General features: G+C 61.5%; 21 protein-coding genes and 1 tRNA gene. 8 read left to right on the top strand and 14 right to left on the bottom strand.

Going from position 1 to position 23,374, the window contains the following annotated elements; translation table 11 throughout:
• Positions 1-66: 66 nt before the first annotated feature.
• Both QP999_RS03290 and QP999_RS03285 read left to right on the top strand, forming a co-directional pair.
• The gene (locus QP999_RS03290; protein ID WP_284847735.1) at positions 67-1,776 is read left to right on the top strand and encodes an ABC transporter ATP-binding protein; all 1,710 of its coding nucleotides are present in this window, start codon (positions 67-69) and stop codon (positions 1,774-1,776) included.
• Positions 1,777-3,708: an ABC transporter ATP-binding protein gene (locus tag QP999_RS03285; RefSeq protein ID WP_284847672.1), complete on the top strand. Its 1,932-nt coding sequence runs from the start codon at positions 1,777-1,779 to the stop codon at positions 3,706-3,708.
• Here QP999_RS03285 and QP999_RS03280 read toward each other — a convergent pair.
• From QP999_RS03280 to QP999_RS03270, 3 genes are read right to left on the bottom strand one after another with little or no spacing between them, the layout of a single operon-like run.
• Positions 3,705-4,271: a hypothetical protein gene (locus QP999_RS03280; RefSeq protein ID WP_284847671.1), complete on the bottom strand. Its 567-nt coding sequence runs from the start codon at positions 4,269-4,271 to the stop codon at positions 3,705-3,707. The genes QP999_RS03285 and QP999_RS03280 overlap by 4 nt on opposite strands.
• Entirely contained in the window at positions 4,264-4,623 is a 360-nt protein-coding gene (locus QP999_RS03275) for a DUF6114 domain-containing protein (protein ID WP_070531987.1), read from the bottom strand. Before QP999_RS03275 ends, QP999_RS03280 begins: the two co-directional genes overlap by 8 nt.
• Positions 4,613-5,185: a DUF6230 family protein gene (locus QP999_RS03270; protein WP_070523701.1), complete on the bottom strand. Its 573-nt coding sequence runs from the start codon at positions 5,183-5,185 to the stop codon at positions 4,613-4,615. Before QP999_RS03270 ends, QP999_RS03275 begins: the two co-directional genes overlap by 11 nt.
• A gap of 114 nt (positions 5,186-5,299) precedes the next feature.
• On the opposite strand from QP999_RS03270, the gene QP999_RS03265 reads away from it, so the two are divergent.
• The 4 genes from QP999_RS03265 to QP999_RS03250 all read left to right on the top strand — a co-directional run bounded on the left by QP999_RS03265 (position 5,300) and on the right by QP999_RS03250 (position 11,141).
• Complete coding sequence (locus tag QP999_RS03265; RefSeq protein WP_284847670.1) at positions 5,300-7,987, top strand: (Fe-S)-binding protein; 2,688 nt, start codon at positions 5,300-5,302, stop codon at positions 7,985-7,987.
• 69 nt (positions 7,988-8,056) lie between these two features.
• The gene (locus QP999_RS03260) at positions 8,057-9,277 is read left to right on the top strand and encodes a cation:proton antiporter (protein WP_070523707.1); all 1,221 of its coding nucleotides are present in this window, start codon (positions 8,057-8,059) and stop codon (positions 9,275-9,277) included.
• Positions 9,278-9,286: 9 nt separating this feature from the next.
• Complete coding sequence (locus QP999_RS03255) at positions 9,287-9,907, top strand: DUF1707 SHOCT-like domain-containing protein (RefSeq protein WP_502870649.1); 621 nt, start codon at positions 9,287-9,289, stop codon at positions 9,905-9,907.
• Positions 9,908-9,917: 10 nt separating this feature from the next.
• The gene (locus QP999_RS03250) at positions 9,918-11,141 is read left to right on the top strand and encodes a pyridoxal phosphate-dependent aminotransferase (protein ID WP_284847668.1); all 1,224 of its coding nucleotides are present in this window, start codon (positions 9,918-9,920) and stop codon (positions 11,139-11,141) included.
• Positions 11,142-11,236: 95 nt separating this feature from the next.
• Here the strand turns inward: QP999_RS03250 and QP999_RS03245 are convergent, their stop codons facing one another.
• Complete coding sequence (locus QP999_RS03245) at positions 11,237-12,586, bottom strand: HNH endonuclease signature motif containing protein (protein ID WP_284847667.1); 1,350 nt, start codon at positions 12,584-12,586, stop codon at positions 11,237-11,239.
• 121 nt (positions 12,587-12,707) lie between these two features.
• Between QP999_RS03245 and QP999_RS03240 the strand changes: the two genes are divergently transcribed.
• Positions 12,708-13,934, top strand: a complete 1,227-nt coding sequence (locus tag QP999_RS03240) for a YibE/F family protein (protein WP_284847666.1) — start codon at positions 12,708-12,710, stop codon at positions 13,932-13,934.
• On the opposite strand, the gene QP999_RS03235 is transcribed toward QP999_RS03240, so the two are convergent.
• Positions 13,864-15,198, bottom strand: a complete 1,335-nt coding sequence (locus QP999_RS03235; protein WP_284847665.1) for a UDP-glucose dehydrogenase family protein — start codon at positions 15,196-15,198, stop codon at positions 13,864-13,866. The two genes, QP999_RS03240 and QP999_RS03235, sit on opposite strands and share 71 nt — an antisense overlap.
• Before the next feature lie 53 nt (positions 15,199-15,251).
• Entirely contained in the window at positions 15,252-15,824 is a 573-nt protein-coding gene (dcd, locus tag QP999_RS03230) for a dCTP deaminase (RefSeq protein WP_284847664.1), read from the bottom strand.
• Between the two features lie 87 nt (positions 15,825-15,911).
• Here dcd and QP999_RS03225 point away from each other — a divergent pair.
• A tRNA-Gly gene (locus QP999_RS03225) sits at positions 15,912-15,982 on the top strand.
• 189 nt (positions 15,983-16,171) lie between these two features.
• Here QP999_RS03225 and QP999_RS03220 read toward each other — a convergent pair.
• The 8 genes from QP999_RS03220 to QP999_RS03185 form a co-directional block, all read right to left on the bottom strand.
• The gene (locus QP999_RS03220; protein ID WP_284847663.1) at positions 16,172-16,744 is read right to left on the bottom strand and encodes a carbohydrate-binding protein; all 573 of its coding nucleotides are present in this window, start codon (positions 16,742-16,744) and stop codon (positions 16,172-16,174) included.
• Between the two features lie 32 nt (positions 16,745-16,776).
• Complete coding sequence (locus QP999_RS03215) at positions 16,777-17,232, bottom strand: hypothetical protein (RefSeq protein WP_284847662.1); 456 nt, start codon at positions 17,230-17,232, stop codon at positions 16,777-16,779.
• A gap of 2 nt (positions 17,233-17,234) precedes the next feature.
• Positions 17,235-19,046 carry a hypothetical protein gene (locus QP999_RS03210; protein WP_284847661.1) on the bottom strand — a complete coding sequence of 604 codons (1,812 nt, stop codon included), beginning with the start codon at positions 19,044-19,046 and terminating at the stop codon, positions 17,235-17,237.
• A 2-nt stretch (positions 19,047-19,048) separates the two neighbouring features.
• Positions 19,049-20,926 carry a coiled-coil domain-containing protein gene (locus tag QP999_RS03205; RefSeq protein WP_284847660.1) on the bottom strand — a complete coding sequence of 626 codons (1,878 nt, stop codon included), beginning with the start codon at positions 20,924-20,926 and terminating at the stop codon, positions 19,049-19,051.
• A gap of 174 nt (positions 20,927-21,100) precedes the next feature.
• Positions 21,101-21,475, bottom strand: coding sequence for an MreC domain-containing protein (locus QP999_RS03200; protein WP_143334605.1), 375 nt, complete (start codon positions 21,473-21,475; stop codon positions 21,101-21,103).
• Between the two features lie 4 nt (positions 21,476-21,479).
• Positions 21,480-21,977: a hypothetical protein gene (locus tag QP999_RS03195; RefSeq protein WP_284847659.1), complete on the bottom strand. Its 498-nt coding sequence runs from the start codon at positions 21,975-21,977 to the stop codon at positions 21,480-21,482.
• 2 nt (positions 21,978-21,979) lie between these two features.
• Complete coding sequence (locus tag QP999_RS03190) at positions 21,980-22,303, bottom strand: hypothetical protein (protein WP_284847658.1); 324 nt, start codon at positions 22,301-22,303, stop codon at positions 21,980-21,982.
• Positions 22,303-23,217, bottom strand: coding sequence for a peptidoglycan recognition protein family protein (locus QP999_RS03185; protein ID WP_284847734.1), 915 nt, complete (start codon positions 23,215-23,217; stop codon positions 22,303-22,305). The genes QP999_RS03190 and QP999_RS03185 overlap by 1 nt, the downstream gene beginning before the upstream one ends.
• Positions 23,218-23,374 lie beyond the last annotated feature (157 nt).

The following is a 23,374-nucleotide window of genomic DNA, read 5'->3' as shown; positions in this document are numbered from 1 at the left end:
AGGGGATAGACTTGCGCGGTCATTGACCTTTGGCCTTTCCAGGCCGCTCACATGAAACGTTGGTCTATGGAACTCCTACGTATCCTCATATCCCGCTCGAAGCCGTATACCGGCTACGTCATCGCGGTGCTGCTTCTCCAAGCACTGTCCACCGCAGCAACGCTTTACCTTCCTTCGCTCAACGCGAAGATCATCGACAAGGGCGTTGCCCAAGTAGACATCGACTACATCTGGCACACCGGCGGCATCATGCTCATCGTGGCCTTCATCCAGGTCAGCGCCGCCATCGCCGCTATCTGGTTCGGCTCCCGCACCGCGATGGGCCTCGGCCGTGACCTGCGCTCCGAAGTCTTCCGCCGCGTCACCCGCTACTCCGCCGAAGACATGAGCAATTTCGGCACCGCCACCCTCATTACCCGCGGCACCAACGATGTCCAGCAGGTCCAGATGGTCTACATGATGATGCTCAACTTCATGGTTGCCGCCCCCATTATGTCCATCGGCGGCATCATCATGGCCATCCGCGAAGACGCCGGAATGTCCTGGCTCGTCGCGGTGTCCGTCATCGTGCTGCTGGCCGCCATCTCCGTCATCATCGTGCGCCTCATGCCGCTCTTCCGCTCGTGGCAGGAAAAGCTCGACGTCATGAACGGCACGCTGCGCGAGCAAATCGCCGGTATTCGCGTCGTCCGCGCCTTTACCCGCGAAGAGCACGAAGCCGAGCGTTTCCGCACCGCCAACCGCGACATCACCAACCTCTCGCTCAAGGTGGGCCAGCTGTTCGTCCTCATGTTCCCCATCATCACCGTCATCCTGAACGTAGCCACGGGCGCAGTTCTGTGGTTCGGCGGCCACCGCGTCGACGATGGCCTCGTGGAAGTCGGCTCCCTGACCGCCTTCCTGCAATACCTGCTACAGATCCTCGCGGCCGTCATGATGGGCACCTTCATGGCCATGATGCTGCCCCGCGCCGTCATTTGCGCGCGCCGCATCACCGACGTCCTCGAGCACGATCCCTCCATCGTCGAGCCCGCTACCCCGCTCACCCCGGAGCGCTCCGAGGGCGTGGTCGAGTTCGACAACGTCACGTTCCAGTACGCCGGCGCCGAAGCGCCCGTGCTTCACAACGTCTCCTTCACCGCCACCCCCGGCACCACCACCGCTCTCATCGGCGCGACCGGTTCCGGCAAAACCACCGCACTCTCCCTGATCCCGCGCCTCTACCTCCCGACGAAGGGGCGCGTGCTTCTCGACGGCACCAATATCGCCGATATGGCACGAGGGGACGTCGTCAAGCGCGTGGGCCTCGTGCCTCAGAAGCCGTACCTGTTTAGCGGTTCCGTGGCCTCCAACCTGCGCCTCGGCGCCCCGGACGCCACCGACGAGGAGCTGTGGGAAGCGCTGCGCGTGGCCCAGGCAAACTTCGTCGAGGACCTCGACATGCACATCTCCCAGGGCGGCACCAACGTTTCCGGCGGCCAGCGCCAGCGCCTGTCCATCGCACGCATGCTGGTGGCGCGGCCGCTGGTGTACCTCTTTGATGATTCCTTCTCCGCGCTCGACGTGCTCACGGATGCCGCGGTACGCGACGCCATGCGGGAATACACCGCGAAGGCGACGACCATCATCGTGGCGCAGCGCGTGAGCTCGATCGTGGATGCGGATCAGATTCTGGTCATGGACGCCGGGCGCGTCGTGGCCCGCGGCACGCACGAGGAGCTGCTGGAAAGCTCGACGACGTACCGCGAAATTGTGGAATCCCAGGAGGTGGCATAAATGACTGAGCAAGACAACGCGACGTTAGAAGCCGAGATCGAGCAGAAGACCGGCGAAAACGCGCCGCGCAAGGCCAAGAATTTTTGGCCCTCCGCCAAGCGTCTCTTTGGTCTGCTCGCGCCATTCAAGGCGCAGCTTGTCGCGATTGCCGCGATGAACCTCGTGTGCGTGTTCCTCGCCGTGGCCGCGCCCAAGGTTATGGGCAAGGCCACCGACGTCATCTTCTCCGGTGTCATTTCCCGCCACCTGCCCGCCGGCATGACCAAGGAGCAGGCCATCGCCGCTCTGCGCGCGGGCGGGCAGGACAAGTTCGCGGACATGGCCTCCGCCATGGACTTGAACCCCGGCTTCGGCATTGATTTTTCCAAGCTGGGCACGATCATCGGCATCGTGATTGCGATGTACGTGGTGTCCTCGCTCTTCCAGTGGTGGCAGGGCTACCTGCTCAACACGCTGGTGATGAAGGTGGTCTTCGATCTGCGCGAGCGCATCGAGGCGAAGATCAACCGGCTGCCGCTGAACTACTTCGATACGCAGTCGCGCGGCGACCTTCTTTCGCGCACCACCAACGATGCCGACAACGTCCAAACGGCGCTGCAGCAGGCCATTTCGCAGCTGTTTTATAACCTGCTCATGGTCATCGGAATCACGGTCATGATGTTCACTGTGTCCTGGCAGCTGGCCCTCGTTGCGCTGCTGGCGCTGCCGCTAACCGCGGTGGTCATCGGGGTCGTCGGCTCGCGCGCGCAAAAGCAGTTCAAGGCGCAGTGGAAGGCCACCGGTGACCTCAACGGGCAGGTCGAGGAAGCCTTCTCCGGCCATGACCTGGCCACGGTTTTCGGGCGCATCGATTCTATGACGGAGGATTTTGATAAACGCAACGAGGAGCTGTTCCGCTCCGCGTCGCTGGCGCAGTTCCTGGCCGGAATGATGATGCCGATCATGCAGTTCATCTCTTATCTGTCCTACGTGGTCATCGCGGTGCTGGGCGCGCTCAAGGTGGCTTCCGGCTCGCTGACGTTGGGTGGCGCGCAGGCCTTCATCCAGTACTCCCGCGAGTTCAACCAGCCCCTGGGCCAGCTGGGCGGCATGATGCAGCAGGTGCAGTCGGGCGTAGCCTCGGCCGAGCGTGTCTTCGAGTTCCTCGACGCCGAGGAAGAGCCCGCTGAGGAGCCCACCTCCCAGCTAGGTGGGCGTGCCAAGGGGCTCGTGGAGTTCACGGACGTCGACTTCTCTTATGCCCCCGACAAGCCGCTCATCCAGGACCTCAGCCTGCGCGTGGAGCCGGGCCAGACCGCGGCCATCGTGGGCCCCACGGGCGCCGGCAAGACCACGCTGGTCAACCTCATCATGCGCTTCTACGACATCGATTCCGGCACCATCCGCCTCGATGGCGTGGACACCGCGCAGATGTCGCGCCACGAGCTGCGCTCCCAGGTGGGCATGGTGCTGCAGGACGCCGTGGTCTTCGAGGGCACCATCATGGACAACATCCGCTACGGCCGCCTCGACGCCACCGATGAGGAAGTCATCGCCGCCGCCAAGGCCACCTACGTGGACCGCTTCGTCCACGCGCTGCCTGAGGGCTATGACACCGTCATCGATCAGGACAATGGCGCGATTTCCTCCGGCGAGCGCCAGCTCATCACCATCGCGCGCGCCTTCCTGGCGCAGCCGGCGCTCCTCATCCTCGATGAGGCGACCTCCTCCGTGGATACCCGCACCGAGGTGCTTGTTCAGGACGCCATGAACGCGCTGCGCGCGGATCGCACCTCCTTCATCATCGCGCACCGCCTGTCCACGATTCGTGACGCCGACCTCATCGTCGTCATGGAAGAAGGACGCATCGTGGAGCAGGGCACCCACGCCGAGCTTCTCGACGCCCACGGCGCCTACTGGCGCCTCCACCAGTCCCAGTTCCGCGAGGACTAGTCGACGGTCACGGACATCCTCGGGGCCGAGAACGTGTCACCCGTGAGGTTCGCCAACTCGAGGGTGACGTCGCTTAAGGAAAGGTGCTCCATGAGGGCGTCGGGAAGCTCGGCGTCCGGAGCAGGGGGAATTCCGAGCTGATCGAGAACGGCATTGATATCGCCGCCGGTGAGATCCGCCGTGACGGGCACGGTGCGCGCACCCTCGACGGTGGGCGTGACGGTCAGCGAGGTCGCCACGATGCGCGCGGGCTCCACGGTGGTTACTGAACCACCGGTGGTGAGCAGGCCATCGCCGGCATTTCCGGGCAAGGTGATGGCCAGGTTGCGCACGGCAAGGCGATCGCCGGTGAGCTCGATAACGCGCACCTCGCCGTCGCGGGTGGGCATCGTGCCCAGCGTGGCTTTCACGTTTCCCGTTAGCGTGACCTCGTCCGCCTTCACGGTGGAAAAGTAGGGCTGCGCCGGGGCGACCTGCGCGCTCACGCCCGTCGCGCTCGCCGCAGCGACCATGGCGGCCACGAACAACACGCTCCGTGAGCGCGAAGGACGGTGCTTAAACATCGGTGGGCTCCCACGCCAGGGTGAGCGCGCCGCCAATGATGCCGAGCAGCGTGCCGATAAGGAAGCCTCCCAAGTTAGAGGTAGGCAGCGCAATCACGGCCACGATGATGCCGAGCACTCCCAGATACGTCGAGGTGGCCGGGCGAAACCACGCTCCTAAGCCGAACATGACCAACAGCGCCCCGATAAGCAGCGTGGACACGCCCGACACCGTGGAAATCATGACCAGCAGGTCCGAGATGTGCACGGTGAAATACGCGGGCGTGGCGATGACGATTCCCGAAAGTATGAGCAGCAAGCCCGGGATGAACGGCCGCCCACCGCGCCACGCCTTAAACCGATCAGCAGCCATTTCCGCGGCCCCGTTCCACGGATACACCCACGTTCTGTGCTGACAGCGTCTTGGCGCCGATGGAGGTGGCGCGGACGTCGTCGGCAGTCAGCGAAACCTTCTTTGCATACAGGCCCCACGTTCCGGGATCCGCGGTGGTAGACAGCTGGCGCGCATCGATGCCCACGTTCGCATCCTCCATGACCAACGAGCCCTCGATGTCCGACGCACCAACCAACAAGTCGGTGGCCTCCACGCTGTTATCGCCCTTCGCCTTCAGCGCCAGCGTGGCCTCCCCCACCGCCGGCAGGTCCGTCGTGACGTAAAGGCAAAGATCCGAGGCCACCGCGTGCTCCATCTTCAACCGGGCCGTCGGCACGTCCTCCTCACCCTTCTTGTCACTATCCACGAAGAGCGAGAAAGCCTCGCCCTCCAAGTGCCGCATGTTGACGTTGAAGAACGTTCCCGATAGCGCCAGGTTCGCCGTCAGACCGCCTTGCGCCACCGCAAACCCCGTCACGCCGAAAGCCGCAAAACCTGCGATAAGCCCCACCGCCGCCTTCGGCGCACTGATTCTTCCCATACACGTCAGCTTATTTCTCGGCCTCCGAAAACACTAGCTGAATGCTGACTCACTGATTTTGGGGCCGAGGATTTAAGGTAAGAGGCACACACAGCAGCAATTAAAGGAGCGCGCATGTTCGGCTGGGTTGCCATCGCCGCATCGGTCCCGGTGTGGCTGTACTTTTTCTACCGCCTCACGGCGCTGTTTCGGTTCATCCGCTCCGGCGGCCCCACGCAGCTAAACCGTACCGACCGCCCCCTGGCGCGCCTCGGCCGCGTGCTCATCGAAGTCTTCGGCCACACCCACTTCAAGGGCCGGCCGCTAGTCAACGCCGCGCACTGGCTGGTCATGGTGGGTTTCCTCTTCGGCGCCATCGTGTGGTTCGAGGCCTATATCCAAACCTTCGCGCCCGATAAAGGCTGGCCGTGGCTGGGCGACTGGCCGGTGTACCACTTCATCGAAGAGGTCCTCGCCATCGGCACCGTGCTCGGAATCTGCTTCCTCATCGGTGTGCGCCTGAAGCTCGGCCACACCGAGCGCGGCAGCCGTTTCTATAATTCGCAGGTCTTCCCGGCGCACCTGGTGGAGGCCATCGTGCTCCTCGAGGGCCTAGGCATGCTCGCCGTCAAGGCCTCCGCCATCGCCACCTATGGCGGAGGCTCGCCGTGGGCTGATTTCTTGACCATGCGTGTGGCGGGGGTTATGCAGGCGTCGCCAAGCATGGTGCAATTCTTTGCCCTGGTGAAGCTGCTGACAGGCTTGGTGTTCATCGCGTGCATCGCCCGCTATTTCCAATGGGGCGTGATGTGGCACCGTTTCATGGCCTTCTTTAACATCTTCTTCCAGCGCAACGCGGACGGTGAGAAGGCGCTGGGGGCTGTGCCCACGCCGGACCTGGAGGACCTTGAGCCGGGGAGCTGGAAGATGCTTCTCGACGCCTCCTCCTGCACCGAATGCGGCCGCTGCCAGGACCTCTGCCCCGCATGGAACACCGAGAAGCCGCTGAGCCCGAAGAAGCTCATGATGGACCTGCGCCAGGGCGCGCTGGATAACTACAACCCGCACGAGGGGCTCAACGTGCTGGCGATGGCGGGCACGATTGATGATGACGTCCTGTGGGCCTGCACCAACTGCGGTGCGTGTGTGGACCAGTGCCCGGTGGATATCGAGCACATCGACCACGTGGCGGACCTGCGTCGCTTCAAGGTGCTGGCGGAGTCCGACTTCCCGTCGGAGCTGACCGGGCTGTTCAAGAACATGGAGACGAAGGGCAATCCGTGGGGCCGCAACGCCTCGGAGCGACGCGCGTGGATCGATGAGGCACGTGCCGACGGCATCGAGGTGCCGATCATCGGTGAGGACGCGGAAGACTTTTCGGACCTGGAGTACCTGTTCTGGGTCGGTTGCGCGGGTACTTACGACGACAAGGGCCGCGCCACGACGCGCGCCGTGGTGGACATGCTGCACACCGCCGGCGTGAAGTTCGGTGTGCTGGCCACGGGCGAGACCTGCACCGGTGACCCGGCGCGCCGTGCCGGAAATGAGTTCCTGTTCCAGGTGATGGCGGAGCAAAACGTCGCCACGCTTAACGACGCCTTTGCCGGCGTCCCCAAAGGCCAGCGCAAAATCATCACGACGTGCCCGCACTGCTTCAACACGATTCGCAACGAGTACCCCGACTTCGACGGCCACTTCGACGTGCTGCACCACACGCAGCTGCTCAACCGTTTGGTGCGGGAGAAGCTGCTGGTCCCGGTGCCGCGCTCCCCGGAGAACCGCAAGCCGGTGACCTACCACGACCCATGCTTCCTGGGCCGCCACAACAAGGTCTTCGACCCGCCACGTGAGCTCGTGGAGGCGACCGGTGCGTCGCTGGCGGAGATGGACCACAATCGCGACGAGGCTTTCTGTTGCGGTGCCGGTGGCGCGCGCATGTTCATGGAAGAAAACCAGGGCAAGCGAGTTAATGAATTCCGCTCGGAGCAGGCCGTGGCGACCGGTGCGGAGCAGATTGCGACGGGCTGCCCGTTCTGCAATGTCATGCTCACCGGTGGCGTGAAGTCCATCGCGCCGCAGACTCAGGTCAGCGATGTGGCACTCATGCTGCGCGACGCCATTGCCGCCTCCGGCAACCTCCCCGCTCCGCGCGAAAAGGCCTTCCTCGACACGCCTCGCCGCCTGCCCGTGGAAGATTCCGACGCGCCTTCCCCGAAAGGACCCGCGGCGCAATCTGCCCCGACAAGCTCTCCGCAGGCCCCCACCGCTGCGCCGTCCGCACCAAGCGCTCCCTCTGCGCCGCAAGCTCCGTCCGTGCCAACCGTGCCTACTGCTCCAGCAGTTCCTTCCTCCCCTGGCGCTCCGATTGCACCGGCGGCTCCGGCTGCCCCCAGCGCTCCCGCTGCGCCGTCCGCACCAAGCGCCCCGCAAGCACCCGCAGCGCCTAGTGCCCCGGCTGCTCCTTCGGCACCGAAACCTCCAACTGCCCCCAGCGCACCCGCCGCGCCGTCCGCACCAAGCGCCCCGCAAGCACCCGCAGCGCCTAGTGCCCCGGCTACTCCTTCGGCACCGACGCCCCCAACTGCGCCAAGCGCTCCCGCCGCGCCGTCCGCACCGACACCACCGGCGGCACCCAGCGCACCCGCGGCACCAAAGGCTCCAGCCGCGCCCAGCGCACCTCAGGCACCCGCAGCGCCGGCTGCGCCCAGTGCGCCGGCTGCTCCAGCAGCGCCAAGCGCACCAGCCGCACCGAAAGCACCATCTGTGCCAGACGCGCCAGGGGCGCCGAAGACTCCGGGGGCGTCGGCAAGCAAGGGCGACTAGTGCGACGTCGGCCACACCACCAACGCACGGGGTAGGCGTGCCTGATACCCCACAGGTACGCTCTACCCCATGCAAACTGACGTAACCTACGTCCTCGCCTCGGGCGAGACCAACTACACCAACTCGCTGGTGTCCTTCGCATGGATTATGGCGGTGGCGCTGTTGGCACCGTTGGTATCCCATGCCCTAGGCAAGAAGATGCCGGCCGTGGCGCTGCTCATTTTCTTCGGCATGCTCATCGGCCCATCGATGTTGGGCCTGGCCCATGAAGACCCCGGCATCGGAATGCTCAAGGAGCTTGGCGTTGGCGCGCTGTTCCTGCTTGCGGGTTTTGAAATTGACCTCGCCAGCCTGAAGTCGAAGGAAGCCGCGACGGGGCTGTCCACGTGGCTCATCTGCATGGTGGTGTGTGGCGTCGGCGCGTACTTCCTCATGGATGACATCCCGGGTGCCATCGTCATGGCAATTGCTTTGACGTCGACGGCACTGGGCACCATCACGCCGATGCTCAAGCAGGACAAGCTGCTTGGCACGCGGGTGGGCGATTCCGTGGTCATCCACGGCGCCATCGGTGAGGTTGCGCCGATTACCGCGATGGCGCTCCTTTTGGGAACGCGCTCCACGTGGACCACGATGTTGATTCTTCTGGCCTTCATCGCAATCGCGGTCGCCGTGGCCATCATGCCCTTTGCTATTACGACGCTCATGCCGTGGTTCAAGGACGCCTTCATCTCTGGGGCGGGTTCAACGAACCAGACCATCATGCGCCTCATCATTTTGATTCTGGCCATCCTCATGGCGGTCACCGCCGTCTTTGAGCTCGATATCGTGCTGGGGGCCTTCGCAGCGGGCATCATCCTGAACCGCATCGTGCCCGACGAGTTCCATAAGGGCTTAGAGAACCGCCTCGACGTGGTGTTTTATTCCATGCTCATCCCGGTCTTCTTCGTGGTTTCCGGCATGGCGATCGACTGGAAGGTCATCGTGGACGAGCCCCTCAAGGTCCTCGGCATCCCGCTTCTTATCCTGGTGACCCGCGGCCTGCCAGTGTTCCTGCGCGAAAATATCCACCACACGGGCTCCGACGTCGAAACCACCCGCGAGCGCCTCCAAGTGGCGCTCTATGCGGCAACCGGCCTGCCCATCATCGTGGCGGTGATGACGCTTGCGGTGGGTTCGGGCATCGTCGATACAGAAATGGCCTCGATCTTCATCGCCGGCGGTGCCCTCACCGTCGCAATCTTCCCGTTCCTCTCCGGCCTCGTGCGCGAAAAGGAGCAAGCTAAATAGGCTGTTAGGATGGCTATTGTGACTAATCCTTTCAGCATGCGGCTTTCCGACGCCGAACGGACCAACGCCGTCAACGACCTCGCCCAGGCATTGGGTGAAGGCCGTCTATCGATGGACGAGTTTGAGGAGCGCACCGACGCGATAATGGAGGCGACGACTCGCCGCGAGCTGGCGGCCGTCTTCATGGATATTCCCACCAAGGCCAACACGGAGCTCAAGATTTACTCCCAAGGTGAGATGGAGCGCGCCTACCAGTCCACGAAGAAGCCTCGACTGGCCACGGCCATGGTGGGCACGCTGGGGTTGTTGTTTGGCTCGATTGCATCTTTCGGTGCCCTGTCCGGCGTCACCGCCGCGCTGATCGGAACAGGTTTGCTCTTCCTCATCCCTGCGCTGTGGATCATGCTGTACGTGGCCAAGGTGGGCCCGGAATCCTGGCACCGACCGTCGCCGCGCCAGATCGAGCGCCAGCGCATGCGCGAGCTCAAGGCCGCGGACGCGGAGGAACGCGCGCAGATGCGGGCGTTGGAGCAGGCGCAGTGGGCGGAGAGGCGTCGTCAAGCAAGCGAAATCACCGGCGATGCGATGAATCTGGCCAAACGCAAGCTGGAGCAGTGGAACCAGAAGTAACATATCCGGCATGACACACAACCGGATTTTTGATCAATCCACCAAACTACAAGGCGTTGCCTACGATATTCGCGGCGAGGTTTCCACGGAGGCCGAGCGCATGGAGCTCGACGGGCACAGCATTTTGAAGCTCAACACCGGCAACCCGGCAGTGTTTGGTTTCGATGCGCCGGACGTCATCATGCGCGACATGATTGCGGCGCTGCCGACCTCCCAGGGCTACTCCACATCGAAGGGAATTATCCCGGCGCGTCGCGCGATTGTGACGCGCTATGAGCTGGAGGATTTCCCCAGCTTCGACGTCAATGACGTGTACCTGGGAAACGGCGTCTCCGAACTGATTTCGATGGTCACGCAAGCGCTGCTTGACGACGGCGATGAGGTTCTCATCCCCGCCCCTGACTACCCCCTGTGGACGGCGGCGACGTCGCTGGCGGGTGGCACGCCCGTGCACTATTTGTGCGATGAGGAGGATGATTGGAATCCGTCCATTGAGGATATTCGCGCAAAAGTAACGGAGAAGACCAAGGCAATTGTGGTCATTAATCCGAATAACCCGACGGGTGCTGTGTACTCGCGTGAAACGCTGCAGAAAATCGTTGAGGTAGCACGCGAATACAATCTGCTGATTCTGGCGGATGAGATTTATGACCGCATTCTTTATGACGGCGCGAAGCACATTTCGATTGCCTCCCTGGCGCCGGACTTGCTGACGATCACGTTTAATGGCCTGTCGAAGGCCTACCGCGTGGCCGGCTACCGCGCGGGCTGGATGGTGCTGACGGGCCCGAAGTCCCATGCCCGCGGTTTCATTGAGGGCCTGGATTTGCTGGCGGGCACGCGCCTGTGCCCGAATGTACCGGCGCAGCACGCGATTCAGGTCGCACTTGGTGGGCGGCAGTCGATTTATGAGCTCACCGGTGAGGGTGGTCGCTTGCTCAAGCAGCGCAATATTGCCTACGAGAAGCTCAATGAGATTCCGGGTGTGTCGGTGACGAAGCCGATGGGCGCGCTGTACTGTTTCCCGCGTCTGGATCCGGACGTGTATGAGATTCACGATGACGCGAAGCTCATGCTCGACATCCTGCGCGCCGAAAAAATCCTCATGGTGCAGGGCACCGGCTTTAACTGGCCCACGCCGGATCACTTCCGCGTGGTCACGCTGCCGTGGGCTTCGCAGCTGGAGAACGCGATCGAGCGGCTCGGCAACTTCCTGGTGAGCTACCGCCAGTAGCCCTGCACGCTACTGACGGCCAGGCTTCCCACGATCGGGCAGGCGTAAAGGGGCGCGCTCAGCGCAAAAGCGTGCGAGGCCCCTTGCCTCGAGCACTAGCGGTCGGGCGGAGCGGGGCTTCCCGGCTCGGAAGGTGTGGATGCCGGCGGCGCGGCGGGTGTGCGGGCGCTTGGCTCAGTACAGCTTTGGCTTGCGGTGCCGTCACGATGCTCCCGGATGCGCTGGGCGCGCGGCGCGCGATGCGGGTGGGCCGGTTCCCGCGGATCGCGGGGCCCAGCCGGTACCCATTTAATCTTGCCGTTTTCGCGCACAATGCGGCCACGGCCCGGGAGGCCATTGATGGCGTTGTGGTACTTGCACAGCGGACTGAGGTTCTCGGGGTTCGTTTCGCCGCCGTGTCTCCATTCTGTGATATGGTGTATCTGGGAATAATCGGCGCCGCACAGGCAGCGATCCCAGGCGCAGGTGGGTTGCTCGCCGCAGGCCATGATGCGCTGCTTCTCCGAGGCGACGCGCTGGGTGCGGTGGAGTTCCACGGGGCCTTTGACGCGGTCAACAATCATGACGAGGCCTTCTTCGGCGAGCTCGCGCTCGATGAGCTCTTTGCCCGTGATCTTGGCGCCGTTGGATAGCTGAATCACGATGTCCCCGAGATCCGGCGCCACACGGTCGCTGGTTGCTGTGGCTGCGTAGCCGGAGGCCTCATCGCTGGCAGACTCGTCAGAAACATTAGACGGTGATGCGGCAGTGGAATTAAGGCGCGGGGTGGGCGGCGCTGTGGTGGCGGGCGGGAGAGGAGGCGTGCCGTCAGCAGCGGGTGCGGCGGAGTCGGGGCGCGGGGTGGACGGATCACCGAGGCGACCCAGGATTGTGGCGTACTCGGGAAGCTCCATGACGGCGAGGGTCTGGGCCACGGGGCGGGCGAGGCGGCCCTCGCGAAACGCGGCCGTGAAGGAACCCACAGGATCGTCCTCATCGATATTGGGCCGCAAATCCTCGATGAGCGCCGCCGGGGCCGTGAGCGTGAGCTTGGATAGCTCCTTGCCACGGCGAATTGTCACGCCCGGCTTCGGCGTGGGCGGCGGGCTGAGCTCGCGAATGCGCTTGCGCGCATAGCGGGCCACGGCCTTCTCATCGCCAGTGATTCCGCACAGCTCAATGCGCAGATCCCACGCCTGGCGCTGTTTCTTCAGCCTTCCCGCGAAGCGTTCAATGAGAAGCAACGTGGGAAGGTCGTGCCCATTGGCACGGGCGGCCGCAACCGCACGCGCCTGTTTGCGGGTGAAGGAGGTGGAGGCAAAGTAGACGTCGAAAAGCGCCAGCAGAGAGCGTGCCGCAGACTCCGGACCCCATGCCCGCAGCTGCTCAAAGCTGAGCCCCGCAACGCCGGCGACGAGCTCGATGCCCGCCGCCTGGCTGCGAAGATGCGCTTCCACAAGGTTCATGCCAGCAACGCTAAACGCCCCACCCGCACCGCACAACGGCGCCGCCGCCAGCCTGTGGATAACTTGTTGATCGCGTCATCATTAGTTTTCTTTTTAATGAAACTCATTCACAATGATAGGCATGACTAACCTGAATCCGTGGCGTACTGGGCTCATCAGTTTTCTTAGCCTCTCCGCCCTGATAACGCTTGCGGGTTTGTTTCTACTACGCCCCACCACCCCGCCATCCGAGCACACCAGCGCCGATTTCTTCGCTACCTATGCGCTCAATCAGCCACAGGTGACCGGAACCGTCGACCGCATCGATCATCATCTTTGCAGCGATCCCCATGCCGGCCGGGCTTTCGACGAAGCCCCGCTGATTCCCGCCGCGAGCGAGGACACCGGCTGCACCCGCGCACTGATAGATCTGACCTCCGGCGAGGACACGGGGCGCAAAACCCAACTCATCTTCCACGGCTTGGCCAGTGACCCGACCCTAAACCAGGGCGATGAGATAGTGCTTTCCTATTCCGCGGATGGCACCTATGCCTTCGCTGATTTTCAGCGCAGTGGAAACCTTGCGTTATGGGCTATTATCGCGGCCCTTGTTATCGTCGGCTTCGCCGCCTGGCACGGACTGCGCGCACTATTGGGCCTTGTAATCAGCTTGGCAATCGTCTTCTTTTATCTCATCCCCTCCCTTATCGAGGGCCATTCGGCACTACCGCTGGCGCTTGTTACCTGCGCGGCCATCCTTTTCCTCGCCGTTCCTCTCGTGCACGGCGTGAACTGGAAATCCGCCTCCGCCCTGGGAGGAGCATTGGTGGCGCTGGCGTTGTCGGGGGCGTTGGGGTGGGCGTCGATAAGCAGCACGGCACTGACGGGTTCCAGCTCGGAGGATAACCTCAAGTTGCTGCTCTACATGCCGGGGGTTTCCGTCGTGGGCGTGCTGCTGTGCGGGTTTATCATCGGTGCGCTCGGCAGCCTCAACGATATCGCGGTGGCGCAGGCCTCCACCGTGCGCGAGCTGCACGCCGCTGATCCGACGGTGGGGCCCGGCACGCTCTTTACCTCAGCGATGAAAGTGGGCCGCGACCATATCGCCTCCATGGTGTACACCATCGTGCTGACCTATACCGGCGCGGCCCTGCCCCTGCTGATGCTCATCACGGCGGCGCAGCGCCCAGCCCTGCAGATCCTCTCCAGCGACCTCGTCGCCACGGAGGTTCTGCGCTCCCTGCTGGGCGCGATGGCCTTGACACTCGCGGTGCCGCTGACCACCGTGATTGCGGCGTTTACTGTTCCGGAAGGACGCGACCAAGCGCCTCGACGGTCCAGCCCGCGGCACGCCAAGCATCGACGCTGAGTACGTTGCGGCCGTCGATGATGTGGCGGCGGGCTACGAGCCCACCGGCCTCTACCGGGTCGAGGTCGCGGAATTCCTGCCACTCGGTGGCGAGGATGACCAGCTCGGTGTCCTTGAGTGCCGCGCTTGCCGACGCTGCGTAGTTCAACGTCGGGAACACCTTCTTGGCGTTCTCCATGCCCTCCGGGTCATAGACCGTGACGGCGGCACCGGCCAGGGAGAGCGAACCGGCCACGGAGAGTGCCGGCGAATCGCGGACGTCATCGGAGTTGGGCTTGAAGGCGCAGCCCAGAACGGTGACGCGGTGGCCGAGAAGGGATCCGTCGAAAGCCTGCTTGGCCAGGTCCACGACGCGGTCGCGGCGGCGCATGTTGATGGCGTCGACCTCACGGAGGAAGGTCAGAGCCTGGTCCGCACCCAGCTCGCCGGCGCGCGCCATGAAGGCGCGGATATCCTTGGGCAGGCAGCCGCCGCCGAAGCCCAAGCCCGCACCGAGGAATTTGCGGCCGATGCGTTCGTCGTAGCCGATGGCGTCGGCAAGCTTGACCACGTCCGCACCGGCAATCTCGCAAATTTCAGAGACCGCGTTGATGAAGGAAATCTTGGTGGCCAAAAAGGCGTTGGCGGAGACCTTGACCAGCTCGGCGGTCTGCAGGTCGGTCACGATGAACGGGGTGTTCTGCGCCAGCGGCTTGGCATAGACCTCGCGGGCAACCTCTTCGGCACGACTCTCGGCGAATTCGCCGACGCCGAGGACGATGCGGTCCGGGGTGATGGTGTCCTTGACGGCGTAGCCCTCGCGCAGGAACTCCGGGTTCCACGCAATCTCCACGCTGGTGCCCTCCGGGGCAAGCTCATTGGCCATCTGCTGCAGCTCCGCTGCGGTGCCCACCGGGACGGTGGACTTACCGAAGATGATGTGCTCGCCTTTGAGACGCGGCACGAGTTCCGAAATGACGGACTTCACGTAGGTGAGGTCCGCCGCATAGGAGCCGTGTGCCTGCGGGGTTCCTACGCCGAGGAAGTGCAGGTTGGCGAATTCCGCGGCGTCGTCATAGCTGGTGGAAAAACCCAGGCGGCCGGACTCGATGTTGCGCTCGAGCACCTCCGGGAGGCCGGGCTCGTAGAACGGCACGCGGCCGTTCTTGAGAGCTTCAATCTTGTGTTCATCCACATCAACGCCGAGCACCTCGTGGCCGAGTTCCGCCATGCAGGCGGCGTGCGTCGCACCTAGGTAGCCGGTACCAATAACAGTCATACGCATAACCGGCTATTTTAGGCGCGGTTGACCAGAAGCGCGCGGCGAGCACGAAAAGTTTAACGGAAGTTCAGATAGGACTTCGACGGCGTCGGCCCGCGCTGGCCCTGGTACTTCGAGCCCAGTGCGCCGGAGCCATACGGCGCCTCCGCTGGCGAGGACATCTGGAAGATGGCCAGCTGACCCACCTTCATCCCCGGCCACAAGGTAATGGGCAAGTTCGCGGTGTTAGACAACTCGAGCGTGATGTGTCCGGAGAAACCCGGATCAATGAATCCGGCCGTGGAGTGCGTCAGCAGGCCCAAGCGCCCCAGGGAGGACTTGCCCTCCAAGCGACCAGCCAAATTCGCGGGCAGTGTGAACTTCTCCAGCGTTGCGCCAAGCACAAACTCACCCGGATGCAACACGAAGGCATCCCCGTCTGCAACCTCGACCTCGCTGGTGAGGTCCGGCATCTCCTGTTTGGGGTCGATGTGCGTGTAGCGCGAGTTATTAAACACGCGGAAGAACTTGTCTAGGCGCACATCGATTGAGGAAGGCTGGACCATCTCTGCGTCATAAGGCTCAATGCCCAAGGCATCAGGCCCCTCTGAGTCGATGGCGGCACGAATGTCACGATCTGAAAGAAGCACGGCACACAGTCTACCTCCCCACTGGGCCTTTTATGGCCTCGGGCGGCGGCGGTGCTAAGCTTTACTGCGATGCAGATTCTGCATTGCGCCGACGTAGTTTAATGGTAGAACTGCAGCTTCCCAAGCTGCTGGCGCGGGTTCGATTCCCGTCGTCGGCTCAAATCCCGATCTCACAGCCCGCTACCTGCGGGTTTACCCCACGACCAGGCAGTTCCCCATATAGGGGCGCACCAGGTCACAGGCGCAAACATGCGCACTCGTGGGCGCAACTGTGGGCACGCGGTGGGCACGCCCACTCCCTCAAAGCGAAAGCCCCCACCAGCCAACACGGCCAGCGGGGGCTAAAGCTACACGCGCTCAAACAAGCTAGGCGACTCCGGCGGTAGCCAGTACGACTTGGTGACATGCCCACTGAGCACCTTGTACACCACACCCTCATAATCCACCAGGTCCCCCTCCTCCACCGGCAGCTCCGGGGCGAACGGGATAGCACCAGGGCTAGCAGTGTTCTCCTCCGGCGCGGTAGGGCGCACCTGCCCTGTGACGTCACGCCAAATGTACTCATCCACACCCTGCGCTCCAGGCTCCCAGGAATTAAGCCCCGCATGAGTGGACTCCCAGAAGCGTCCATTGTGGGTAATAACATTTGTCTGGCCGTACATCTTCGAGTGATCCGTGAGCGGGTTCTCCCACGCCGGCACCTTGTCCGGCGCTTCGGCAGCCTCCTCTAGCGTCACAGCCTTCGGCTTGTCCAGCTTGCCAGCCTCCTGCAACTCGCTCACCAACTCGGCCTGCGCCTGCTCAACAGCCGGTGCCGCCCTGCGCCGGTCCAACTCATCCGCGCACACCCACGATAGGACGCGCTCGAAGTCTTCCTGCCCTAGCTGCCGAATCGCCAGCTTGATCTCATCAACATTCATTTCCAATTCCTCCTGTAGTAATCCTCAAAGTCTTATATCTTCCGCCAGTACGTAGTACCCTCAGGCCCGCCAGGGTGATTAGATGCAGTCGCTTTGTTGTACTTAAGACACTCATAAGTTCCCGCAACCCCATTAACTGTGGCCTCGACAACTGAAAGACTGGAGTAGTATTCATTTAACTTCCACGGGAAGTAGCGGATATTCTCATACTCGCTGACGTAGCCAACTCGCCTCCAATATGAGTATTCATCCCAACCTTCACCTGGCTTACTCGTGCCAGCATCTGACGTGTGGGCAGCAATACACTCATAAACAGTTCCGTTACTGTGCACTAACTCCCAAAGCTTATAGTCCTTCCCGTAAGTCCACGGCCAGATATAGGCACCCACATTCGAATACACTTTCTTGCCGCCGTACCAGGCTTCCTTGATTTTCTTGCCGCCGTAGTACAGCTCTTTAACCTTCTTGCCACCAATATGAACAGGCATGGCTACTCCGTAATCACATAGAGAACATTCGACGCCGGACGAGACGGCAGTGAGGACACAACCTGAATACGTGAATCCACATAGCGCCTGTTCACCACAGCCGTTTCCGCGTCCTTAAAGTGCGCATCCTGCACGGTGATACGGCCACGAGAATCCGAACGGATTAAACGGTTAGCATTATTTCCATCAGCCTTAAGTTCGTATGCCTCAACCGCATCCGAGACGTCAGCCGAAGTATGCGTATGCCCTGCCTGTTCACTCATCTTCCATGGGGACCAGGTTTTGCCATACAAACCACGCGTCCAAACCTTATTCGAGGAACCAAATTCCGTATAGCGCTGGTAGGTCATTGACGAATCCGGGTTGAACACCTCTAGAAGCCCGGCCAGGCGGGACGGATAGTTAGTGCCAGAACTAACGTTGGCGTTCATGTTCTGATGGTAGATGCCGGTCTTCGTGTAATTGTTTAAGTCCTCATTGCCCCCAATAATCGTGATATACGCGGGGAACGCGGTGTCATCCACATACTTTTTGGAGGCCGCAACGGCGTTCCCGTCCGGTGTTTCCGGCACGGTAATCTGCCCGCTAGACAGCCGCTTAACTATCGCACCTCCGGTTGCGCGGTAGTCAATCGCGGGAATATCAGTTATATCCGCAACCTTATGCGTGTGCGACTTGTCAGCCTTCTCGTTGCCAACCTTATCGACGTAGCCCTTGCGTGCGAGATGATTGTTCTCAGTCGGGTCATTTACGTCGTGAAGGTGCCCCGTGGGGTTAGTTTTCACTACGCGGTTGCCAAATGCAGGCGAACCAAAGTAGCCAACCGCATCACTAATGTGATCGGACGTGTGCGTGTGGTTCTCTGGCGGGAACGTGCTGGGCTTGTTGTTGATCGCATCCCACGTCGTCACCCCGTCTTTACCATCCGCACCCTTAGGCCCGGTTGGGCCAATAGGTCCAGTCTCACCACGAGGCCCAGTCGCGCCCCTAGCACCAACAGGACCGACGTCGCCCTTAGGGCCAGGGTCGCCTTTAAGCCCCTGAGGGCCAGTCTCGCCACGAGGACCAGTCTCGCCTCGCGGCCCAACGTCACCCTTCGGGCCAGTCAAAGACGGGGACGTCTTCCCATTAACCGTCAGCTTGTCCTCATTCCAGGACGTTGACTCCGCAACCTTGCTCACCCTATCCGCATCAGCCTTAGCTGAAGACGCCGAGGCGGCAGCATTCTTCTCAGACGCCGCAGCCTTCGACGCATCAGTAGACGCAGACGACGCGGACGCCTTCGCCCCACTGGCAGACGCCGCAGCACTGGTCTCAGACTTCTTCGCCGCCTCAGCCGCCGTCTCCGCCCGAGTAGCCCCATCCTTCGCGGTCGCCGCATCACGCTTGGACGCGCTTGTGTTGCCGGCGATCTGTTCCTGCTTGTTGTTGACGTCGGCTAAGAGGTTTCTAGCTGACGCCAAGATACGTTGAGCATCCGAGATCACCGCCGGCGAATAATCGTACTGTCCAGCGATCAGCTCACGCAGCGGAATCGTGGACGTGCCATTTGGGACGTTGACCTCAAACGTGTCCCTGCCGCTAATCTGCCGCACATCAAACTGCACAATCAGCGGGCCAGCCTCAATGCCTTGAAGCGTGACAACACCAGAGGCATCAAAGTGATACTTGCGCGGCGACGGTGCCACCGTGAAATCACCTGCGGTCGCCGGACGGAACGTGGGTGCCCACACCGTCACAGAGTCTCTACGGTTAGCATGCTTACCCGTTGGCTCACCACCAACATCCCTAAGGTCAATCTTGATATTTACCATCACTACTCCTTCGGATCAGACATGTATGAAACGGTGCGAGTCCACGTCTTCAAGGTGCGTTGCGCCGCCGTGTCGCCCGTCGTGTACACCTCGAAGGCAATCCTGTCGCCCTTGTTGAACACCACTGACTGCTCGTCGATACTCATAACGCGCACACCGTTGCCAAGCGGCGTGAGTGGGCCAACACCATCCTTCGGCCCGACACTCGCCACCACGCTGCCATTGCGTGTGACGCGCACACCGTAGCGGTTGTGGAACGTAGCGGCCTTCCACACAACGTCGAAGGAGAAGCGGTGCACCGTTGTGCGCTGCACGGTGAACGTATTGAGGTTGGCCCAGCGACCGCTCGCGGGCGTGGACTCGCCAGCTGGGGCACCGTCGGGGAATATCTCAATGATGCGCTTGCCACGCGCCACGGAATAGTCCACAGCAATCGTGTCGGTTAACCCGGAGGTTACGGTCACGGGCAGCTTGATCGTGCGCGAACCGTCAGACAACGGAATGGGATACAGCATCTCGCTAGCAATGCTGAGTTCATCCTTGCCAGCTCTGGGCCGCGTTCGGTAAACACGGACCGACGCCTCGCCGGACCATGACCCCTTAGCCCGAAGCTCGTTCTGGTCCGGGCGCACATACCAGTGTTCATTCTCTGTGGCCTGCGTTCCGTTGCGCTGGGCCACCAGCTTGCGGAAGATGAACTCAGCTTGCTCCCTAGCAATCTCAGCCAACTCGTCTTGGTTCATGCGCAGGCGCTTAAGGATTGTGTCGAACTGCTCATTCGTTGACCGCTGCTCACGCTGAAAGTCTTTATCAAGCGTATTGAGCTGTTCCTGCTTAGCCTGCCAGCCAGTCGCCTTATCGTTGAAGTCCCGCTGCAACTTCCACAACGACGTGTTGTTCTCGTTGTACCACTTCTGAACCGTCACAAAGTCTTTGACAAACCCGTTGAACGTGGTCTGATCTGAGTTGATTTTCACCTGCTCATTCAGCGTTGCTGTGACCTTCTGGTTCCAGTTGGTTTGCAGATCATTCCACTCAGTCTGCAACTTCCACTGGCCGTTATTCCAGTCGTTGTACCACGCCTGCATCTTAATGATCTGCTGGCCACGCTCCTGCCAGAAATCAGCAAAGGACTTACCATCCGGCGCGACTGTCAGCGCAGTAATCTTCGAGGCGAGCTTACCGCCCTTGTTCAGCCCGTCGGTGATCTTCTTCTCCACCGCAGCCTGAGCTTTCTCCAACTCAGCGGCCAAGTCCAGATTGGTGCGCATCTCCTCCATCGCGGCGGCGATACGCGCATCCATCCCGTTCTTGAAAGCCACCAGCTCATCCACGGTCTTCGAGACCTTGGCGGAAGCCGACTCCAGGCTAGCGACTTGCCCCTTAATCTCGTCGTTGACCTTCGTTTGGTCTTGGCGGATCTTGGTCTGGCCTTGCAGCGTTTCCTCATACTTGGCGGTCAGCCCACGCTGCTTCTCAAGCAGCTTCTGTATCTCACCCTGAGCGTCGTCAATCGCCTTGTTGTTCTCGTCAATGCGGTCGAACATGGGCTTCACGGCAGCTTCAAGATCTGCCCTAATTGGGGACGCGTAATCCGGGATAACATCGTCAGGGTCTTTCGAGAACAAAGCTCCCAAAGTCTGAAAGACCGTCGTGAGGATATTGCGCACACCCGACAGAATCCACTTAAAAGCGCCCACCGCCAACTCGGCAGCGCCACCCAGCACCTTGCCGATAGTCTCCACAACCCCATTGAGTAGCTTGTAGAAAGCCTCAGCAATAGGCCCAAGCCCAATACCAGGACGCGTGTCAGCACTCGTGGGCGAATCATCCCGGCGCGCGACGTATTTGTATCCGGGTTCAATGTTGGAGGTTGTCATGTGGCACCTTCGTCGTTGTCCCTATTTGGCAACCCTCAGCCTACACTGGGCGGGTCGTATCGCAGTCCCTGCTCGTACATCCATTCTGCGATGCGTGCTACGGGTCCGAGGAAGACCATGTCTATCTCGGGGTAGCCGTCGCCGGCGGGTACGTTGATGTGGCCGAGGAGGTGGCTAATCTTGCGTATCTGTTCGATCTTGTCCATCGCATAATCCGTTCTCTGCTAGTAGGCGTTTGAGTTGCGCGTTTGTTTGGGCGAGTCGTAGGTTCTCGTCCAGGATTGTGTTCATTTCGGTGATGAGTTTTTCGTTGCGTTCGCGGTACATGTCGGCCTCGTCTATGAGGACGGCTATTTGGTTGTCGAGGCGTTGTTCAATGAGTACTTCGAGTTCGCGTTGTGCGTTGACTGCGCGGGTCTTGCGTGCGCTGAACCATGAGCCGATTGGTCCGAGGAGTTTTTGGATGCGTTCGGAGACGGTGATGAGAAAGGATAGGACGGCGAGGATACCTGCCGAGTAGATAGCCCACGTGTTAGAGAACTCTTCCACGGGGCTATCCTTTCTCGATAACTACAGCATGTTCTGCTAGTTCTGTCAGGGCCTTCCAGCGTACGAAGGTGGAGAAGCCGAAGAGGAAGTGCATGACTGCAATGCCGAACAGTAGGGCTAAGCCGCCGCGCCAGCCTCCGGGTATGTCGTCGCTTATGGCCTGTAGGAACATGCCGGTGCCGATCATGGCCCACACCGCGCACAGTACTGCGTGCCCGTAGGCGAGGCTAAGGAGTCGGGGTGGGTCCAAGGAGCCTATGAGCATGAGTAGTGCGCCGACCAAAAGAAGTATTGCCCATAGCCACAGTGGTGCAGCTGCTTCCACAGCAAAGAGACTTTTAGGTACTTCATGCAGGAAGCTGAGGTACAGGTAGTCCAGGGCGCGGGCGACTGCCGCAATGCCTAGGGCGGCGTTGGCTATGAAGAATAGGCGCGGCCCTAGGCTAACGAGGAGGCTTGGTTTTCCCCGCACGATCCGTTTTTCCCGCTTGGAGTTAAACATGGCTACTGGGGGCTGATGCCGTGCGCGTAGTCGATTTGGTGGGCAATGGTGGAGCGCACCATGTCTCGCTGCGCGGTGGTTGGTTCCGGCTTGTAGTAGCGGATACCCAGGGCGTTCGCCGCGCCGAGGACTACTACGAGGGCGGTTGCTGCCCAGTCGGGAAGATCCAGGCCTGAGTCGGCAACAACTGCTGCGATGGCCAGCACCCAGGCAACGGCAGTCATTACGGTTCCCTTGTAGCGCTTGAGGGCACTGGTCTGATCGGCGCGATCGGCCAGCGCTTGCATCACGAAGTCGCCTGTGGATTGTGGATTGCCGGTAGCCATTAGCGCCCCTCCTTTAGCAGTTCGCGGATCTCGGCCAGTTCCTTGCGGGTCTCGGCCAGCTCCTTCTCGCACTTCTCAGACGCCACCTTCGCGTCGTAGGCGTGTGCGTTACCGTTGACGATGTGCTCCCAGAGTGGCCCCTTCCAGCTGGAGCCAGCCACACGAGAGTTGAACACGTTTTCTAGGTTTGTTGACATTTCCTTCTCCTTCAATGCGGCTAGGAACGTGGCGCGTGAGACCTGCCCCCAGCCATAGATTTTGTTTCGGTGCTGCACCGCGCGGGCCGCGTCACGAGTGGCTGCATCGTAGATGCCGGTTACCGGCACATCCACCGTTTCTTGGAACACTCGCAGTGAGCGCATCTTGTACGCCGGCTCTCCGTACATTCCACTGATGGAATTGTCCGGCCCGGACAGCGGCCCGTAGTACTCGTCACCCGAAAGTGTCCACGCGTCCCGCGCATGATCCACAGGAGCTTGCACACCTGTAACTACACGCCCCGGACCGGCCATGATTTGTCGGCGTACCTGATCTCGGGTGAGGTTCATGTCCACGTTGCCGGGGTCCCACTTGCCCATGTTGGAATACTCTTTGTGCCCAACAACAGAGCTAGTGGCAGAGCGCTGAATCTTGCGCGAGATAGCAGCCATAGCTTTGACCATGGCTTCACGCTGAGCGTTGGTGATGTTCTTGCCGTCGTACTGCACCTCGAAACCAATCGTGTGCCAGTTCGCCGCATTCACCGGAATGTCCTTATAGCGGCCCGAGCCGCCATGCCACGCCACACCAACTGCAACGACAGTCATTACACCTTCACGGTTAACGTGCACGTTGCAGATAGGCCCCGGCAAGTCTGAGCGGCCACGCGCACAGAACTCCGCACTCGTGTTATTCGACCCCGTGTGGTGGTACATCGACCCCCAAATCCAGCCAAAGTCACCATGGCCCCGGTCTTTCCAACCAGGCATCTCAACAACTGTCAGGCCCTCCGCGCGCAGCACGTCAGCAAGCCAAACAGGATCTCCAGTCCAACCCATATCAACTCCTCCCAGCAACAACCCAAGGATACCC

This window comes from Corynebacterium sp. MSK004 (assembly GCF_030232515.1).
In the GTDB taxonomy this organism is placed as follows: domain Bacteria; phylum Actinomycetota; class Actinomycetes; order Mycobacteriales; family Mycobacteriaceae; genus Corynebacterium; species Corynebacterium hesseae.
The sequence above is the reverse complement of the archived record's forward strand: the minus strand, read 5'-3'. Positions and strand labels throughout refer to the sequence as shown.

Bases quoted from the DNA above. Each gene is read 5' to 3' on its own strand.
- QP999_RS03290 (WP_284847735.1), top strand. From the start codon at position 67: ATGGAACTCCTACGTATCCTCATATCCCGCTCGAAGCCGTATACCGGC.
- QP999_RS03285 (WP_284847672.1), top strand. From the start codon at position 1,777: ATGACTGAGCAAGACAACGCGACGTTAGAAGCCGAGATCGAGCAGAAG.
- QP999_RS03280 (WP_284847671.1), bottom strand. From the start codon at position 4,271: ATGTTTAAGCACCGTCCTTCGCGCTCACGGAGCGTGTTGTTCGTGGCC.
- QP999_RS03275 (WP_070531987.1), bottom strand. From the start codon at position 4,623: ATGGCTGCTGATCGGTTTAAGGCGTGGCGCGGTGGGCGGCCGTTCATC.
- QP999_RS03270 (WP_070523701.1), bottom strand. From the start codon at position 5,185: ATGGGAAGAATCAGTGCGCCGAAGGCGGCGGTGGGGCTTATCGCAGGT.
- QP999_RS03265 (WP_284847670.1), top strand. From the start codon at position 5,300: ATGTTCGGCTGGGTTGCCATCGCCGCATCGGTCCCGGTGTGGCTGTAC.
- QP999_RS03260 (WP_070523707.1), top strand. From the start codon at position 8,057: ATGCAAACTGACGTAACCTACGTCCTCGCCTCGGGCGAGACCAACTAC.
- QP999_RS03255 (WP_502870649.1), top strand. From the start codon at position 9,287: ATGGCTATTGTGACTAATCCTTTCAGCATGCGGCTTTCCGACGCCGAA.
- QP999_RS03250 (WP_284847668.1), top strand. From the start codon at position 9,918: ATGACACACAACCGGATTTTTGATCAATCCACCAAACTACAAGGCGTT.
- QP999_RS03245 (WP_284847667.1), bottom strand. From the start codon at position 12,586: ATGAACCTTGTGGAAGCGCATCTTCGCAGCCAGGCGGCGGGCATCGAG.
- QP999_RS03240 (WP_284847666.1), top strand. From the start codon at position 12,708: ATGACTAACCTGAATCCGTGGCGTACTGGGCTCATCAGTTTTCTTAGC.
- QP999_RS03235 (WP_284847665.1), bottom strand. From the start codon at position 15,198: ATGCGTATGACTGTTATTGGTACCGGCTACCTAGGTGCGACGCACGCC.
- QP999_RS03220 (WP_284847663.1), bottom strand. From the start codon at position 16,744: ATGAATGTTGATGAGATCAAGCTGGCGATTCGGCAGCTAGGGCAGGAA.
- QP999_RS03215 (WP_284847662.1), bottom strand. From the start codon at position 17,232: ATGCCTGTTCATATTGGTGGCAAGAAGGTTAAAGAGCTGTACTACGGC.
- QP999_RS03210 (WP_284847661.1), bottom strand. From the start codon at position 19,046: ATGGTAAATATCAAGATTGACCTTAGGGATGTTGGTGGTGAGCCAACG.
- QP999_RS03205 (WP_284847660.1), bottom strand. From the start codon at position 20,926: ATGACAACCTCCAACATTGAACCCGGATACAAATACGTCGCGCGCCGG.
- QP999_RS03195 (WP_284847659.1), bottom strand. From the start codon at position 21,977: ATGTTTAACTCCAAGCGGGAAAAACGGATCGTGCGGGGAAAACCAAGC.
- QP999_RS03190 (WP_284847658.1), bottom strand. From the start codon at position 22,303: ATGGCTACCGGCAATCCACAATCCACAGGCGACTTCGTGATGCAAGCG.
- QP999_RS03185 (WP_284847734.1), bottom strand. From the start codon at position 23,217: ATGTACCACCACACGGGGTCGAATAACACGAGTGCGGAGTTCTGTGCG.